The following is a 14804-nucleotide window of genomic DNA, read 5'->3' on the forward strand; positions in this document are numbered from 1 at the left end:
TGCTCACTCCTTCTGAAATTGCCCAAAAACGTCCAATTGTCGCCGATCGAACCAAGCCGAAACTTTAAATATGAGTTAACTGCTCACCTTATTGCGGCGCCGCTTCCGGAGAGCGGCGAAAAGTTCGTGTGAGTGGGGCATAGAATGAACAAGAGAAAAACAGCCTTGGGGGCAAGGCTCGGCCTGGGTGCAGGCGTGGCGTTTATCGCCCTTTGCAGCGCGTGGGCGGCTCATGCCCAGGACGCCGATACGACATTGGCGCCGATCGTCATTCGCGGCGAAGGCGAAGGCGACGGAACCGGCCCGGTCAAAGGTTATGTCGCGAGGCAGACGACCACCGGTTCCAAGACCGATACGCCGCTCAAGGAAATCCCGCAGTCCGTGTCGGTCATCGGCCGGGAAGAGATGGACGACCGCGGCACCGTCAGCAAGATCGACCAGGTGCTCCTCTATACGCCGGGCGTGTTCGGCCAGCCCTACGGCTCCGACCCCGACACCGATTGGATCTATGTTCGCGGTTTCAATGCGTCGCAGACGGGCGTTTTCTTCGATAGCCTCGCGCTCACCAGTCACGCCTATGGCGGCTTCCAGATCGATCCGTTCATGCTGGAGCGCGTCGAGGTCCTCAAGGGGCCGGCTTCCGTCCTGCTCGGCGGCGCCAATGCCGGCGGTGTCGTCAACCTGATCCGCAAGCGCTCGACCGACGAGCCCTACTACTACACCGAGACCGGCATCAACACGAATGGCAATGCCTTCTTCGGTTTCGATATTTCCGACAAAGTCACCCCGGACGGCAGCTTCAGCTATCGCCTGACCGGCAAGATCGCCGGTGGCGATAACTATACCGACTACAGCGAGGACCTGCGCGGCTTCATCATGCCGCAGTTCACCTTCTCGCCGGACGCCGGCACCAGCCTGACGGTCTGGGCCTATTTAAGTGGCCTCGACCAGGTCCATACGACCAACGGCCTGCTGCCTTACGGCGGCACGGTCGTCAACGCCGGCTACGGCAAGATCCCGCGCGACCTGTTCCTCGGCGAGCCCGACTTTGACAACGGCCGTGTCGTACAGAAAATGATCGGTTATGAGTTCGAGCATGAATTCGAAGATGGATGGAAATTCACGCAGAACCTGCGTTATGCCAACCTCGATAAGCGCGAGAAGTATATCTACCCGTTCGATTTTAACCAGGCCGATGCCTTCGTTGGTCGTTATGGGGAAGATATAACATCCAAGGGCAATGCCTTTAACGTCGATAACAGATTGGAAAACGACTTCGATCTCGGCGGCGCCAATCATAAGGTCATGGTCGGTCTCGATTACCGCTACTATCGCCTGCATACAGATCAATTCGGGACGTCTTTCCCATTCGATTCCACCTTCGACCCGAATAACCCCATCTACGGCGCCACGCCCGTTACACTTAGCCGCAACCTCAACCAGGTCTACACGATTAACCAGGTCGGCGTTTACGCGCAGGACCAGATCAAGTTTGGCGATGGCTGGATCGCCACGTTCAACGGCCGATACGACTATGTCCACAACGAGATCGATGATCTTACGCCGGGAGGAACGGCGAACTATTCCAGCAACGACCGTGCCTGGAGCGGCCGCGCGGGCCTGGCATATGAGTTCGACAACGGCCTGACGCCCTATGTCAGCGCCGCTACCTTCTTCAGCCCGATCGTCGGCCTGACGGGCGGCGCGGCTCCGAAACCCGAGGAAGGCCACCAGTTCGAGGCAGGTGTCAAATACGAGCCGACCTGGCTCGACGGCAGCCTGACAGCCTCCGTTTTCGACATCACCAAGAAGAACTACACGATCACCGCCGGCGGGGTAACCAGCCAGCTTGGCGAAGTCCGCTCAAGGGGCGTCGAAGTGGAGGGCAAGTTCAATCTGGACGAAAACTGGAAGGTCGTCGCGGCAGCGTCATATACGGACATCGAGATCACCAAGGACGATCCCACGCTGGTCGGAAATACGCCAAACGTCGTGCCTGACGTCCTGGGTTCTCTCTGGCTCGACTACACCGTCACGGAAGGTCCGCTTGAAGGGCTCAGCGTCGGCGCCGGCGCCCGCTATCGCGGCAAATCCTGGGCGAACAATGCGAACACCCTGCGCGTTCCGGATGCGACCGTCTTCGACGCGGCGATCCGCTACGAGAAGAACGACTGGAAGGCGTCCCTCAACGTCACCAACCTGCTCGACAAGAATTATGTTGCAGGCTGCAACACGGAGTATTTCTGCGGCTACGGCGAGGCCCGCACCGTCAAATTCAAGATCAGCAAGGTCTGGTAGTTCGACGATCTGAAACACGTTCTGCAGGAAGGCCCGGCTCGGGCCTTCCTGTGCCTTTGGAGACATGCCGACAGTGCAGCAATTTACCCGCAGAACCATGCTTTCAGCCGCAGTCGCCTTGGCGGCGGCGCACCCTCTGCGGGCGCAGGAAACAGGGCCGCGGGTTGCAACGCTCGACTGGGCGCTTCTCGAAACGCTGCTTGCGATCGGCGCCAATGTCGTGGCGGCGATCGAGCTTCGCCAGTTCCGCCAGGTTGCGGTCAAGCCCGATGTCCCCGATAGCGTTGCCGATCTCGGCCTGCGCGGTACGCCGAATTTCGAGGTGCTGCGCTTTGCCCGCCCGGACCTGATCCTCAACTCGAACTTCTACGCCTGGGCCGACCCGCTGATGAGCCGGATCGCGCCGGTCGAAAACCATTCGATCTACACGCCGGGCGAAAACCCGTACATCCTTGCAGAACAGGCAACGCTGGCGATCGGCGAGCGCTTGCGGCGACCTGCGGCCCGCAGGATGGTCGAAGAACTCGCTGCCCGGCTCGATCGCTACAAGAGCCTCCTTGCCAGGGGTGACGGCCGACCTATCTTGCCGATCAACCTCGGCGATGCGCGCCATTACCGGGTCTTCGGTTCCGACAGCATGTTCGGCGAGGTGTTGAAACGCGTCGGGCTTGCCAATGCCTGGACGGGCGCGACCAGTTATTCGGCCATGGCGCCGATGGGCATCGAGACGCTGGCCTCCATGCCCGAGGCCTGGATCGTCCTCATCCCTCCGCATCCGGAGGATGCCTTTGCGGCGCTGACCGAAAGCGCTTTCTGGAAGGCCCTGCCTGCGGTGCGGGAAAATCGCGTGCTGACCGTCGGATCGATCAATCCCTACGGGGCGCTGCCGGCCGCAAGCCGTTTTGCGGATTTCCTGGCGGAAGGGTTTTCCAATGCCCGCAACGGCTAGGAGGAATCGACATTCATCGCAGCCAGATCATAGCGGCGACGAGATAGAGGAAGCCTTGGAAGTGAATGGTTCTGCGGTCGTAGCGGGTGGCGAAGCGGCGGAAGTGCTTCATTCGGTTGAAGCAGCGCTCGATGCGGTTTCGATTGATGTAGGCGAGTTCATCGTGCGGAATGATGATCTTGCGCGAGCGGTTTGACGGGATCACCGCCTCGGCTCCCATGTCGGCAATCGTTTCCCGCAAAGCATTGCTGTCATAGGCTTTGTCAGCCAGCACGGCATTGCCGATCTGCCCCTCCAGAAGCGCCGGCGCTTGCGTGATGTCGCCGACCTGACCGGCAGTCACGATGAAACGCAACGGTCGACCCAGCGCATCGGCCAGCATGTGGATCTTGGTGGTCAGTCCGCCTCTGGAACGCCCCAACGCCTGATCCTTGGCCCCCCTTTTCCGGAAGCTGCCTGCTGATGGGCACGGACGATCGTGCTGTCGATCATCAGGTATTGGTTGTCACGATCGGCCGTCAGCGTCTCGAACACCTGCTCCCAGATGCCAGCATGGCACCAGCGGCTGAAGCGCTTATGCACCGTCTTCCACTTGCCATACCGCTCCGGCAGATCGCGCCAATGTGCGCCGGAGCGCAAAACCCAGAGGCAACCATTGATAAACAACCGGTTGTCCGAGCCTGTACGCCCCGGATCGCCCACCTTGCCCGGCAACAAGGACACAATCTTCGCCCACTGCCCATCGCTCAGTTCATAACGCTTAGCCGCCATAACGACCCCCGTGGTTCAACACGGTGTCCTATGAATCAGCGGTCAGGTGATTTGGGAATCCTGAATGTCGATTGGTCCTAGTCTCCCGATGCCTATGCGCGCAGGCCTGCCCCGCGCTCTTCCTGCGATCGTGCTCGGCATCGCCTGCGTTGTTTCCTTCGCTCTGCTTCTGGCGTTTCGCCCGCACGTTCCCGGGGCAGCGACGACCGCGGCTGCGCTCGATGCGATCCTGCTGTGGAACAGTCTTCTGCCTCGTGCCGCGATTGCGCTGATCGCAGGGGCAGCGCTCGGTCTTTCCGGTGCGCTGCTGCAACGGGTATTGCGCAATCCGATCGCCGATGCCTCAACCCTTGGCATCGCCTCGGGGGCACAACTGGCGCTGACGCTCGGCCTCAGTTTTCTGCCGCTTCTGACCGGCATTTCCCGCGAACTGCTCGCCTTTGCCGGCGGCTTTACCGCGGTCGCGATCGTGCTGGCGCTGAGCTGGCGACGCGGGCTCGATCCGGTCACGGTCGCGCTCTCCGGCATGATCGTCAGCCTGATCGCGGCCTCGCTCAGCGTGATGCTGATCCTGGCGCGCGGCGAATATGCCATGTCGATCCATATCTGGGGTGCGGGAGCGCTCAACCAGCAGGACTGGAGTGGTGTCACCTCGCTGGCGCCGCGGCTTGCGGCGGGCATCATCGCCGCGGCGCTGTTGCTGCGGCCCCTGAATGTCCTGGCGCTTGACGATTCCAGTGCCAAAAGCCTCGGCGTCGCGCTGCATGGTGTCCGGTTTTCGATCCTCGTTCTGGCCGTCTGGCTGTCCGCCTCGGTCACGGCAACAGTCGGCATCATCGGCTTCCTGGGGCTCGCAGCACCCGCCATGGCCAGGTTCTGCGGTGCGCGAACCACCGGACAGGTGATGATGGCCGCGCCTCTCACGGGAGCTGCGGTGCTTTTCCTGTCCGATTGCCTAACCCAATTGCTGGGACCGGGTTTTTCCGATCTGGTGCCGGCGGGTACCGCTACCGCACTGCTCGGCGGGCCGCTGCTTCTCCTGCTGCTGCCGCGCGTCCACGGAATTTCTGCCGCGACCGCAACGGCCGACGCCGCCTGCCGACAGCTTCGAAAGCCCGCTGGCGCACTGTCGCTACTTGCCTTGGCGCTTTTCATCATCTTCGTCCTCGTACTTGCGCTAGGTCCGACGGATCACGGCTGGAACGTCGCAATCGGCCCGCTCTTTTCCGAACTTCTGCCGTTTCGTCTGCCGCGTCTCCTGGCAGCCGGCGGTGCCGGCGCCATGCTCGGAGCAGCCGGCTTCATCATGCAGCGCGTGACCGGCAATCCGATCGCCAGTCCCGAAGTGCTTGGCGTTTCGAGCGGCGGAGGTGCCGGGCTGACGGCCGCTCTCTTCCTGTTCAGCATCCCATCGCCTGCCATCATGCTTCTCAGCATGGCGCTCGGCTCGCTCGCCGCCTTCCTGGTGATGATTGCGATTGCCGGCCGTTCCGGGTTTTCGGCCGAACGACTGCTGCTTGCCGGCATCGCCATCAGCGCCTTCTGCATGGCGATCGTCAGCACGGTGCTCGCCCAGGGCGACATGCGCAGCTATATCCTGCTCACCTGGATGGCGGGATCGACCAATCGCGCCGGCATCTTCGAAGCCTGGATGGCGATGATCGCGCTCGTGGTGTTGACGGCGCCGCTTTTCTTCATGATCCGCTGGCTCACCATCCTGCCGCTCGGGACTAGCCTTTCCCGCAGCGTCGGCCTTCGCGTCCTGCCGTCCCGCCTCGTGCTCGCGATCTTTGCGGCATTGATGACGGCGATCTCGTCCTTCCTCGTTGGCCCCTTGAGCCTGACAGGACTGATCGCCCCGCATCTCGCGCGGCTCATCGGCTTCCAGAACCTGCGATGCCAGCTTGCAGCGGCAATCCTGATTGGCGCAGGCGTACTGATGATGGCCGACTGGCTGTCGCGGGTCGTCATCTATCCCTATCAGGTCCCGGTCGGCCTCTTCGCGGCGCTGATCGGCGGGCCTTATCTTCTCTGGCTGCTTGGGTTAAAGGAACGCTCCCCGTAATGGCCTAACGCTTCGCGCCGTCCGGCACCATCAATGTTTGGCTAGCCCTGTGCCCTCGGCTATTTTGATTCCCGACTGGGTGAAGGTTTGTACGGCACCGCACAGAAGGCCGCCGGCGGTCATTATCTGTGGAAAAAGCGCTTCGCGGAGATTAGAATTCGCCACTTCAAGGAGGCCGATATGACGTATCACAATCCTTTTCCAGCGCGCGCAATGACGATGGGAGACATTTCCCTTCTCCGACACGCTGTCATTGTTGCAGCCGAAAAATCAGAACGCAGCGCCGATTCAGTCGCACCTATCGTGTACGACCTTTACTGCCGCGGCCTCAAGGATCCTGAAAAACTCGCCGAGGCGGCCGGCTTGCTTGCCACGTCTCGTTCCTTCAACTGAATAGCACCGTAGCCTATTCGCCAAAGGGATAGGTTTCCGGCATGCCGCGATGGTGCTCCGGTCCGAGCGGCGTCACCGCCTGGGTCTCGTCGAACCAGACATAGGCATCGAACTGCTCGGGAAGGATTGCCTGGCTGTAGTGGCTCCACAGCTCCGTGTCGGGCCGGTAGATGACGCCGATGAAGCGCTCAAGCCGCGGCTCCGAGAGACGGCGTCTCAGCGGCTCATGCTTGCCAGGCGAAAGATCAAGCAGGAACCGGGTTTTACCCGCATCATGGCATAGCCGCTCGTAGCTATCCGGGCGGGAGGGATTGACGCGCATGACCTGCATGTCTCCGTCCCAGTCGTGCGCGGCGGCCACCGTGCCGGCATGGGTGCCGAAACCGACAAGTGCTGCCTCGCTTGCGAAAGCTTCCCGGCAGAGCTGTCCAATATTGAGCTCGTTACGGATTGCACCCATATCGGTAGAGCGGGCATCGCCGATGTGACTGTTATGGGCCCAGACAATCGCCTTGGCATCCGGTCCCTTGGCATCAAGAAGATGCTGCAGCGTTTCGAACATATGGGTGTCACGCAGGTTCCAGCTTTCCGCTCCGCCGTAATACATGATCCGGTAGTAGCGCTCCGCGGACGCGATCAGCCGGGCGTTCTGGGCGGCATCGAGAAAGGCATCGCCGTCGTTGTTTGCATAGTCGAGCCGCTTGCGCAGCAGCGCCTGGCATTGCTCGATCACCGCCTGCTCGCATTCGGCATAACCGCGGCTGAGCGCCGCCCGGCCATAGGTCGCGGGGTTCTGTTGCCAGGGCGTCAGGCAGCCGTAGCGCTCGCGCGCCACAGCCGCCGCCTGCGGATCGACCCGATCCAGATAATCAAGCACAGCTCCGATCGAGGCGGACATGTTGTAGATATCGAGCCCGTAGAAGCCCGCCCGCTCTTCCATGGCGTCGAGACCCGCATTGTGCTTTCGCATCCATTCGGTCAGTGCCCGAACTTCCGTGTTGCGCCACATCCAGGTCGGGAAACGTTGGAACGGAGGCTCATCCCGTTCTGACGCGGACCGGTGTCGGACGTATCGATCAACTTTCGCCGCATCCGGCCAATCTGCCTCGACCGCGACAATCGTGTATCCCCGATGGACGATCAGGTGACGCGTGATCGCGGCACGGGCCCGATAGAATTCAGCGGTCCCGTGGCTCGCTTCCCCCAGTAAAACCACGCGTCGGTCGCCGAAGCGGTCGAACAGGCGGCCGAATGCTGGATCGTCGAAATCCGGCAGGTCTTCGGCCGCTTCGGCAATCATTGTCGGCAGGCTCTGCTTGCGAGAAATGCCCGGCTTGTGATTGCTCGCGGAGCGCCGGCCATCTTCGGCCCAGCCCTGCTCCCCGATGAGCGGCACGAACATCACCGCTCCGAGATTCGATTCCTCATAGCTGGTCGCCGTGCGCCGGATAACCTTGCAGAGCGTCTGGCTAGACTCCCCACCCACGGGGATCACGAGCCGCCCGCCGATTGTAAGCTGCTCCTTCAGCGCTTCCGGCACCGCCGGAGCGCCCGCGGCCACCACAATTGCGTCGAACGGCGCTTGCTCGGGAAGTCCTCGAGTGCCGTCGCCAGCAAGAACCTCGACATTGTCATAGCCGAGATCAGCCAGGCGCTGCTTTGCCGATGCGGCCAGGGCCTCGTGGCGCTCGATCGCATAGACGCGCTCCGCGATCTGGCCCATCACCGCGGCCGCGTAGCCGGAACCGGCTCCGACCTCGAGCACACGATCGCCCGCCCGCAGCTCGGCCGCCTCGATCATCGCCGCGACGATGTAGGGCTGCGAAATAGTCTGCCCCTCCTCTATGCGCAGAGGCGCATCCTCGTAGGCGAATTCGGCCATGCCTTCGGCGACGAAGCGCTCTCGCGGCACGGCACGCATCGCATTGAGGACATGCTCATCCCTTATTCCACGTCGCCTTATGTGAACCTCGGCCATGTGATCGCGCATGCGCTGGTAGTCGACCATCTTGGCCTCCTTCCTTCTGCTCACCTCTCGATCGTTCCCGCCAGGCGACGGTGCCGCATTCAGTAAGGGCGTGACGATCGAGTCGTGCTCTGGGCATCGCTCGGAGATCGTCTCTCGTCCTGCAGAATTCTCTCCGTCACTCGGAGAGCCCTCTCCATTGCCGCCTCCCGTTCCTTGCGGCTCCGCTCCGTGTCCGCGCACCTTGCGTCATCCGTCCCCGGCTCAGGCGGTACGCGCCGCTCCTGCTTCTCTTCCATAACTTATCTCCCCAGGCATAACTGATCTCCTCAGGCGGCACTGTCGAACGGTCCGGTTACTGGACAATCCCGCGCTGCTTCCATTCACGATATGGCGCCAGAACCTGTCCCGGATAACGCCGCTCGATCTCGCTCTCGACCAGGGCAATTCTGGCAAGGATGTCGTCGCGGCCCTCTTCCCGCGCTGCCTCGCTCGCCAGTTCCAGCTGACGCATGGCGATGAAAACCTCCTCATCGGTCATGGTCTCCATCCTGGCTACCAAATCTCCGATCGGCTCGTTTTCAATATTCTCAACGGAGGCCATGGCTTACCCCATAGTCTGCAAGTCCGCCGTCAACGGCTAAAGCGAATGACTATCGCCGGCATGGCTACGATGCGGAATCGTTGAAAGTGTTAGCGGTCTCAGTAACGGCTGAGGCCGCGTCCGTTGGTCATGGACGTGAACCCGAATCCTCGCGAGTTGTATTGCTCGCGAGCATCGTCGAGGCATCGAGTCCTGCCGACGAAGGCCGGAAGAACTCAGCATCGATCGACGTAGCGGTTCCCATCGCGGTCGCGGTAGTAGCAGCGGCCGGGCTGCCCCGCGACATTCCCGATCAAGGCCCCGGATACGCCACCCACGGCCGCACCAACCGCGGCACCGCGAACGTTACCGGTTGCCACGCCGCCGACGACGGCACCCGTGGCAGCGCCGATTCCCGCCCCACGTTCAGTCGACGTGCAAGCTGTGAGGAACAACCCTACACATCCGATGACGAAAAACTTTTTCATTGGAACCTCCGTTCAAGTTTTCTCACTGATAGACTGGCTTGTTGGGCATGGCGGCGCGACACGCCGAGTGTCGGCTTTGGCTGGAACGTCGCGCTAAGGTCCCCGAACCAAGTCCGATGCCGAAAGTTCCAAAGCAATTGAGGGACAGCTCTGCCGGCGAAGAATGCCGCTGGCTTCAAGGCTTTGCGAGACCGGAACGGAACCATCCCCTGCCTCCGCGGGTTGAATGGCATATTTTGCGCTCTTGCCTCTGGGAGCATGCCATGGCTGTACTTTCCTCCAATGATCGAGACGCGGCCGCCTATCCGATCCAGTCGCTTTTCGTCCCGTTCCCTTTCGTCTGCTTCACGCTTGCGCTCGCAACCGATATCGCCTTCTGGCAGCGCAACAACCTCATGTGGCAGAACTTCTCCGCATGGCTGTTGTGCGCCGGCCTGGTGTTCGGCGTGGTTGCCGTACTGGCTGGCCTCATAGACCTCGCGCGGCCCCGCACTCGTCCGCTGCGGCCGGCATTCCCGTCGGCGCTTCTCTACCTGATCATCCTCGCCCTTGCCGTCCTCAACAGCCTCGTCCATGCCGGCGACGGATGGACCGCCGTGGTCCCTTATGGACTGGCGCTCTCTGCCGTTACATTCGTTCTTTGCCTGGTGGCAGCCGCCGTTTCCGCCCGCAAATATGCCAGATTGGCCTGGAGGATATGATGATGAGGTCCCTCATTCTCGGCACATCGGTTCTGTCGCTTTCCCTCGGGTTCGGCGCGTCGGCGCAGGAAACAACGTTCGATCTGTCCCAGCAGATCGGCCCGAACCCGGTTCTGCCTGACCCCTCTCCTTCCCTGATACCTGATCTGAAGGTCGCGGAAGTGGTCGGCTGGAAGGACGGCGAGACGCCTGCCATTCCCGATGGCCTGAAGGTCACGGCCTATGCCAAGGACCTTGCCAATCCCCGCACCGTCCATACCCTGCCAAATGGCGATGTGCTCGTCGTCCAGTCCCGCGGTCCCGCCGGCGAGCCGACCTCGCGGCCGAAGGATTTCATCCGCGACTGGATCATGTCGATCGCCCACGGCGGCGGCGGTGAACAGAAAGAAAGCAATATCATCACCCTGCTGCGTGACACCAATCGCGACGGCACGGTCGATGAACGCCATGACCTCCTGAAGAAGCTCGATTCTCCCTTCGGCCTCGCCTGGATAGACAACACGCTTTATGTCGCCACGACGAGCGCTATCCTTGCCTACCCCTACGAACTCGGCCAGAACGAGATCGCCGCACAAGCGAAAACGCTGACGCCCCTGCCCGGCGGCCCGATCAATCATCATTGGACAAAAGATCTGGCCCTTAGCCCCGACGGCCGGACGCTCTATGTCTCGGTCGGATCAAATTCCAACATCGTCGAGAACGGGCTCGAAGCGGAAAAGGGGCGTGCGGCGATCTGGCAGGTCGACCGGCAGACCGGCGCCGCCCGCGTTTTCGCCTCGGGTCTGCGCAACCCGAACGGCCTTGCCTTCAACCCCGAAACGGGTACCCTCTGGACCGTTGTCAACGAGCGCGACGAACTCGGCCCGAACCTCGTTCCCGACTACGTGACCTCGGTGCAGGACGGCGCCTTCTACGGCTGGCCGTGGAGCTACTACGGCAACCACGTCGACGCTCGCGTTCATCCGCCACGTCCCGACATGGTCGAAAAGGCAATCCAGCCGGATTACGCCCTGTCCAGCCATGTCGCCGCGCTCGGGCTGACTTTCTCGATGAATTCCGCGCTGCCGGCTGCATACGCCAACGGCGCCTTCATCGGCGAGCACGGCAGCTGGAACCGGGACAGCTTCAATGGCTACAAAGTCATCTTCGTACCGTTCCAGAATGGCAAGCCATCTGGCAAGTCGCAGGATGTCGTCACAGGCTTTATCCAGGGTGATCAGGCGAAAGGACGGCCGGTCGGCGTCGGGATCGATGGGACCGGAGCGCTGCTTGTCGCCGATGACGCCGGCGATACCGTCTGGCGCGTTGCTTCATCCGACGGTCGGGTCACGCCGCAGCCGATCGGCACGGACCAAGTGCCTGTCAATCAGCAACTGTCATCGCCGGCGAAGACCGACAGACGTCCTGACGGAGTATCCGGTATCGGAACGGAAATCACCGCGTCGACCACGCAATCCGCGCGGCCTCCCACGTCTGCCGACGAGCGCCTGACCGGTCAGAAGCCGCTTTCCGGCCAACCGGATAAGCTCGTACCCGCCCAGATGCAGATCGCTCCAGCGACGGGCCCTTGACGAGTTAGACCGCAAGATCAAGGAAGGCACCTGCTGCAACACTTCGCGATGGAAGCCGCGGGCCTGCGGCTTCCATCAACGACGTGGCGTCCAAGTGACCGTCAAAAGCCGCTATTTCATGGCTTCGAGCAGGGCAGCGATATAACCGTAGCAAAAAGCAAAGGCTACGCCCGTGGGGTCGCGGCCGCTTATCGTGGGAACGTGATCCGGCATGATCATGTAGCGATAGCCGACCTCTTTATAAACTTTGAGAGAGCGCACCATGTCCATGTCACCCTCGTCCGGAAAGGTCTCCATGAAAGACAGCTTTCCGCCCGCGATGTTACGGAAGTGGACATTGAAGATCTTGCCGCGTGTCCCGAACCAACGAATAATATCGTCGATTTCTTGTCCGGGATTGTCCAGCATTTCGCCGATCGAGCCCTGGCAAAAATTGAGACCGTGATAGGGGCTCTCGCGCATCAGCACGAACTTTTTCAAACCCTCGACGGTGCCGAGCACGCGAGTAACGCCCTTGTAGCCGGGCGGGGTGTAAGGGTCATGCGGATGGCAGGCAAGCCGCACCTTGTTGCTCTCTGCGACAGGCACCACACGTTCCAGAAAATAGTCGATCCGCTCCCAGTTTTCGTCCTCGGACAGCACGCCCGCCAGGCCTGGCTCGGCCTGCTGGTCGGCCTTGTCCCATCGAAAGGCTTCGTTCAGTGACCCGCCCCGCCCAGGTTCCATCTCCGTACGTGGGATGCCGATCAGGTTGAGATTGTATTTCACCGACGGGATTCCGGCCTTGGCCGTATCCTCGATCAACCTGCATACAGCCTCGATCTGCCGGTCGCGATCGGGACCCTTGAGGAGGATGTCCGGATAGGATGCCTTCTCGATGGGCTGCGACGGAAGTGGAAGCTGGATCATGTCGAGGATGAGCCCGAAGCTTTCAATCTTGTCGCGATGACGTTCGAGATCTTCCAGTTTCCAGCTCGACGGCGCGCCGGGCGGATCTGCGCAGATGTGTTTCAATCCCAATTGGGCGAAAACGCGGTAGTCGTCATCATCTCTCGCGCCAACTTGTGTGCCAACATACATTTTCACATCCTCCCTAAGCGTATCATATATCATACGACCTAATATGATTTTTTACCGGCTGTCGAGAATCTTCGTGCGGCAAGCGTGGAGATCGGGTGGCGGAACTATACCTGAACAGCTAGCTGCGATCGCCCGATTTTTCTTGAGATTCCCGCAGAAAATCGATTGATAATACGCATTATCAGAAAGGTTTATCGTTAACTCACCACGCTCTGTAAAATGTAGGCTTGCGGAAAGCTCATGCGGCAAGCTTGCCATCCCCAGAAAAGTTGGCTAAGTCATCATACAACATTTGAACAACCGGCTATGTCTTTGGTTCACTCTGGGAGGAGTTACAATGAAATACCTTTGCACCCGATTGCTCGTTGGCGCGGCTTTTGCCGTCATGTCTTTCGGCACGCCAGCGGCTTTTGCCGAGACGCCGGCCAACCAGCTCGTCATTGCGACTTCGCTTGCCCAGGTTCTCTCGCTGGATCCGCATCAGGCGACGGAAGCCAAGGCCAACGAGATCATGGCAAACCTCTACGATCGCCTGGTTTCCACCGACGGTTCCGGAAAGATTTCCCCGCAGCTCGCCGAAAAGTGGGAGATCGACGACAAGGGGATCACGTTCCATCTGCGCAAGGCGGAATTCGCCTCGGGCAACCCGGTCACCTCCGCGGACGTTGTCTACTCGATCACCCGCCTCCTGAAACTCGACCAGGCCGCGGCCGCCAATCTCAAGCGCGTCGGCTACAACGGCGGCAATGTCGAAAAGCTGGTAACGGCGCCGGACGAGAAGACTGTGCGTGTAGACCTTTCCGGCGAGGTCACGTCGGAGCTCCTGCTCTATCGCCTGGCGATGGTCATCGCGAGCGTTGTCGACAGCAAGGAACTGAAGAGCCATGTCGTCAACGACGACTGGGGCAATGCGTGGTTGCGCACCAATTCGGCAGGCTCGGGTCCTTTCACGCTGAACAAGTGGACGCCGAACGAGATCGTCATCCTCGACGCGAACAAGAATTACGTCGCCGGTCAGCCGAAGATGCGCCGCGTCGTCGTTCGCCATGTGCCGGAAAGCCAGGTCGAGCGGCTGATGCTTGAGCGTGGCGATATCGACATCGCCAGCGCACTGACCGCGACCGACCTTGCGACATTCAACGGCAAGCAGGGTTATCAAATCCAGCGCGTCCCGACAGGGGGTTTCTATGTCCTGTCGATGAACGCCGGCAAGGAGCCGCTCTCCAATCCGAAGGTCCGCGAAGCGCTTGCCTATGGCATCGACTACAAGGGTATGGAAAAGGCGATCATGGGGCCATACGGCCGGGCGCGCACCGTTCCCGTTCCGGAAAACTTCGAATATGCCATTCCGAGCCCGGACTGGAAGCTGGACGTGGCAAAGGCAAAGGCCTTGCTGGCGGAAGCCGGGTACAAGGACGGCTTCACGCTGAACCTCAAGACGATTGCCCAGACGCCGCGCATCGATCTTGCAACCGCGATCCAGGCCTCGCTCGGCCAGATCGGCGTGAAGATCAACATCATGCAGGGCAATGGTGCGGATATCATCGCCGCGCACCGAGCGCGAGATTTCGATCTCCTGATCCCCCAGACAGGGGCCTATATGCCGAATGTCCTGGGCGCGATGGAGCAATTCTCGAGCAATCCGGACAATTCGCTGAAGGCCAACAATGCCGGCAACTTCGTATGGCGGTCCGGCTGGGATATCCCTGAGCTGACGGCCATCACCGCCAAGGCTGCGCTGGAGCCGGACGCGAAGAAGCGCGGAGCGCTTTACGTTCAGATGCAGGAAATGTTCGTTGCCCAGAAACCTGCCGTTCTGCCGCTTTTCGAACGCTACGAACCGATCGTCCTGACCAGCCGTGTGCAGGGGTATGTCGGGCATCCGAGCCAGACGACACGTCTGGAAGGCGTCACGAAGACCGATAAGTAACTTAACGTC

12 protein-coding genes are annotated in these 14804 nt (G+C 61.0%); 7 read left to right on the top strand and 5 right to left on the bottom strand.

Features of this window, described 5'->3' with window-relative positions:
- Nucleotides 1–144 precede the first annotated feature (144 nt).
- Complete coding sequence (locus ACSQ3G_RS27455) at nt 145–2298, top strand: TonB-dependent siderophore receptor (RefSeq protein WP_436112506.1); 2154 nt, start codon at nt 145–147, stop codon at nt 2296–2298.
- 64 nt (nt 2299–2362) lie between these two features.
- Nucleotides 2363–3247: an ABC transporter substrate-binding protein gene (locus tag ACSQ3G_RS27460; RefSeq protein WP_436112507.1), complete on the top strand. Its 885-nt coding sequence runs from the start codon at nt 2363–2365 to the stop codon at nt 3245–3247.
- A gap of 13 nt (nt 3248–3260) precedes the next feature.
- Here the strand turns inward: ACSQ3G_RS27460 and ACSQ3G_RS27465 are convergent.
- Nucleotides 3261–4018, bottom strand: a protein-coding gene (locus ACSQ3G_RS27465) for an IS5 family transposase (RefSeq protein ID WP_436112508.1) whose coding sequence is annotated in 2 segments (ribosomal slippage) — nt 3261–3676 and nt 3676–4018 — 759 coding nt in all. Because the reading frame shifts where the segments join, the coding sequence is not laid out codon by codon here.
- Between the two features lie 64 nt (nt 4019–4082).
- Here ACSQ3G_RS27465 and fhuB point away from each other — a divergent pair.
- Both fhuB and ACSQ3G_RS27475 read left to right on the top strand, forming a co-directional pair.
- Entirely contained in the window at nt 4083–6083 is a 2001-nt protein-coding gene (gene fhuB / locus ACSQ3G_RS27470; protein WP_436112509.1) for a Fe(3+)-hydroxamate ABC transporter permease FhuB, read from the top strand.
- Between the two features lie 87 nt (nt 6084–6170).
- Nucleotides 6171–6476 (top strand): hypothetical protein, encoded by a 306-nt coding sequence (locus tag ACSQ3G_RS27475; protein WP_436112510.1) that lies wholly within the window; start codon nt 6171–6173, stop codon nt 6474–6476.
- A 13-nt stretch (nt 6477–6489) separates the two neighbouring features.
- Here ACSQ3G_RS27475 and ACSQ3G_RS27480 read toward each other — a convergent pair whose 3' ends face one another.
- From ACSQ3G_RS27480 to ACSQ3G_RS27490, 3 genes are all read right to left on the bottom strand, one after another.
- The gene (locus ACSQ3G_RS27480; protein WP_436112511.1) at nt 6490–8484 is read right to left on the bottom strand and encodes a protein-L-isoaspartate(D-aspartate) O-methyltransferase; all 1995 of its coding nucleotides are present in this window, start codon (nt 8482–8484) and stop codon (nt 6490–6492) included.
- Nucleotides 8485–8797: 313 nt separating this feature from the next.
- Nucleotides 8798–8983, bottom strand: coding sequence for a hypothetical protein (locus ACSQ3G_RS27485; RefSeq protein ID WP_436112512.1), 186 nt, complete (start codon nt 8981–8983; stop codon nt 8798–8800).
- A gap of 278 nt (nt 8984–9261) precedes the next feature.
- Nucleotides 9262–9513, bottom strand: coding sequence for a YMGG-like glycine zipper-containing protein (locus ACSQ3G_RS27490; protein WP_436112513.1), 252 nt, complete (start codon nt 9511–9513; stop codon nt 9262–9264).
- A gap of 263 nt (nt 9514–9776) precedes the next feature.
- On the opposite strand from ACSQ3G_RS27490, the gene ACSQ3G_RS27495 reads away from it, so the two are divergent.
- Both ACSQ3G_RS27495 and ACSQ3G_RS27500 read left to right on the top strand, forming a co-directional pair.
- A complete protein-coding gene (locus tag ACSQ3G_RS27495) occupies nt 9777–10214 on the top strand; it encodes a DUF2231 domain-containing protein (RefSeq protein ID WP_436112514.1) in 438 nt (145 codons plus the stop codon).
- Nucleotides 10214–11785 (top strand): PQQ-dependent sugar dehydrogenase, encoded by a 1572-nt coding sequence (locus ACSQ3G_RS27500; RefSeq protein ID WP_436112515.1) that lies wholly within the window; start codon nt 10214–10216, stop codon nt 11783–11785. Before ACSQ3G_RS27495 ends, ACSQ3G_RS27500 begins: the two co-directional genes overlap by 1 nt.
- Nucleotides 11786–11896: 111 nt before the next feature.
- Here ACSQ3G_RS27500 and ACSQ3G_RS27505 read toward each other — a convergent pair whose 3' ends face one another.
- On the bottom strand, nt 11897–12865 hold the full coding sequence (locus ACSQ3G_RS27505; protein ID WP_436112516.1) for a mannonate dehydratase: 969 nt from the start codon (nt 12863–12865) through the stop codon (nt 11897–11899).
- 385 nt (nt 12866–13250) lie between these two features.
- Between ACSQ3G_RS27505 and ACSQ3G_RS27510 the strand changes: the two genes are divergently transcribed.
- Nucleotides 13251–14795: an ABC transporter substrate-binding protein gene (locus ACSQ3G_RS27510; protein WP_436113208.1), complete on the top strand. Its 1545-nt coding sequence runs from the start codon at nt 13251–13253 to the stop codon at nt 14793–14795.
- Nucleotides 14796–14804: the final 9 nt, after the last annotated feature.

This window comes from Neorhizobium tomejilense (genome assembly GCF_964254135.1).
GTDB classification, from domain to species: Bacteria; Pseudomonadota; Alphaproteobacteria; order Rhizobiales; family Rhizobiaceae; genus Neorhizobium; species Neorhizobium tomejilense.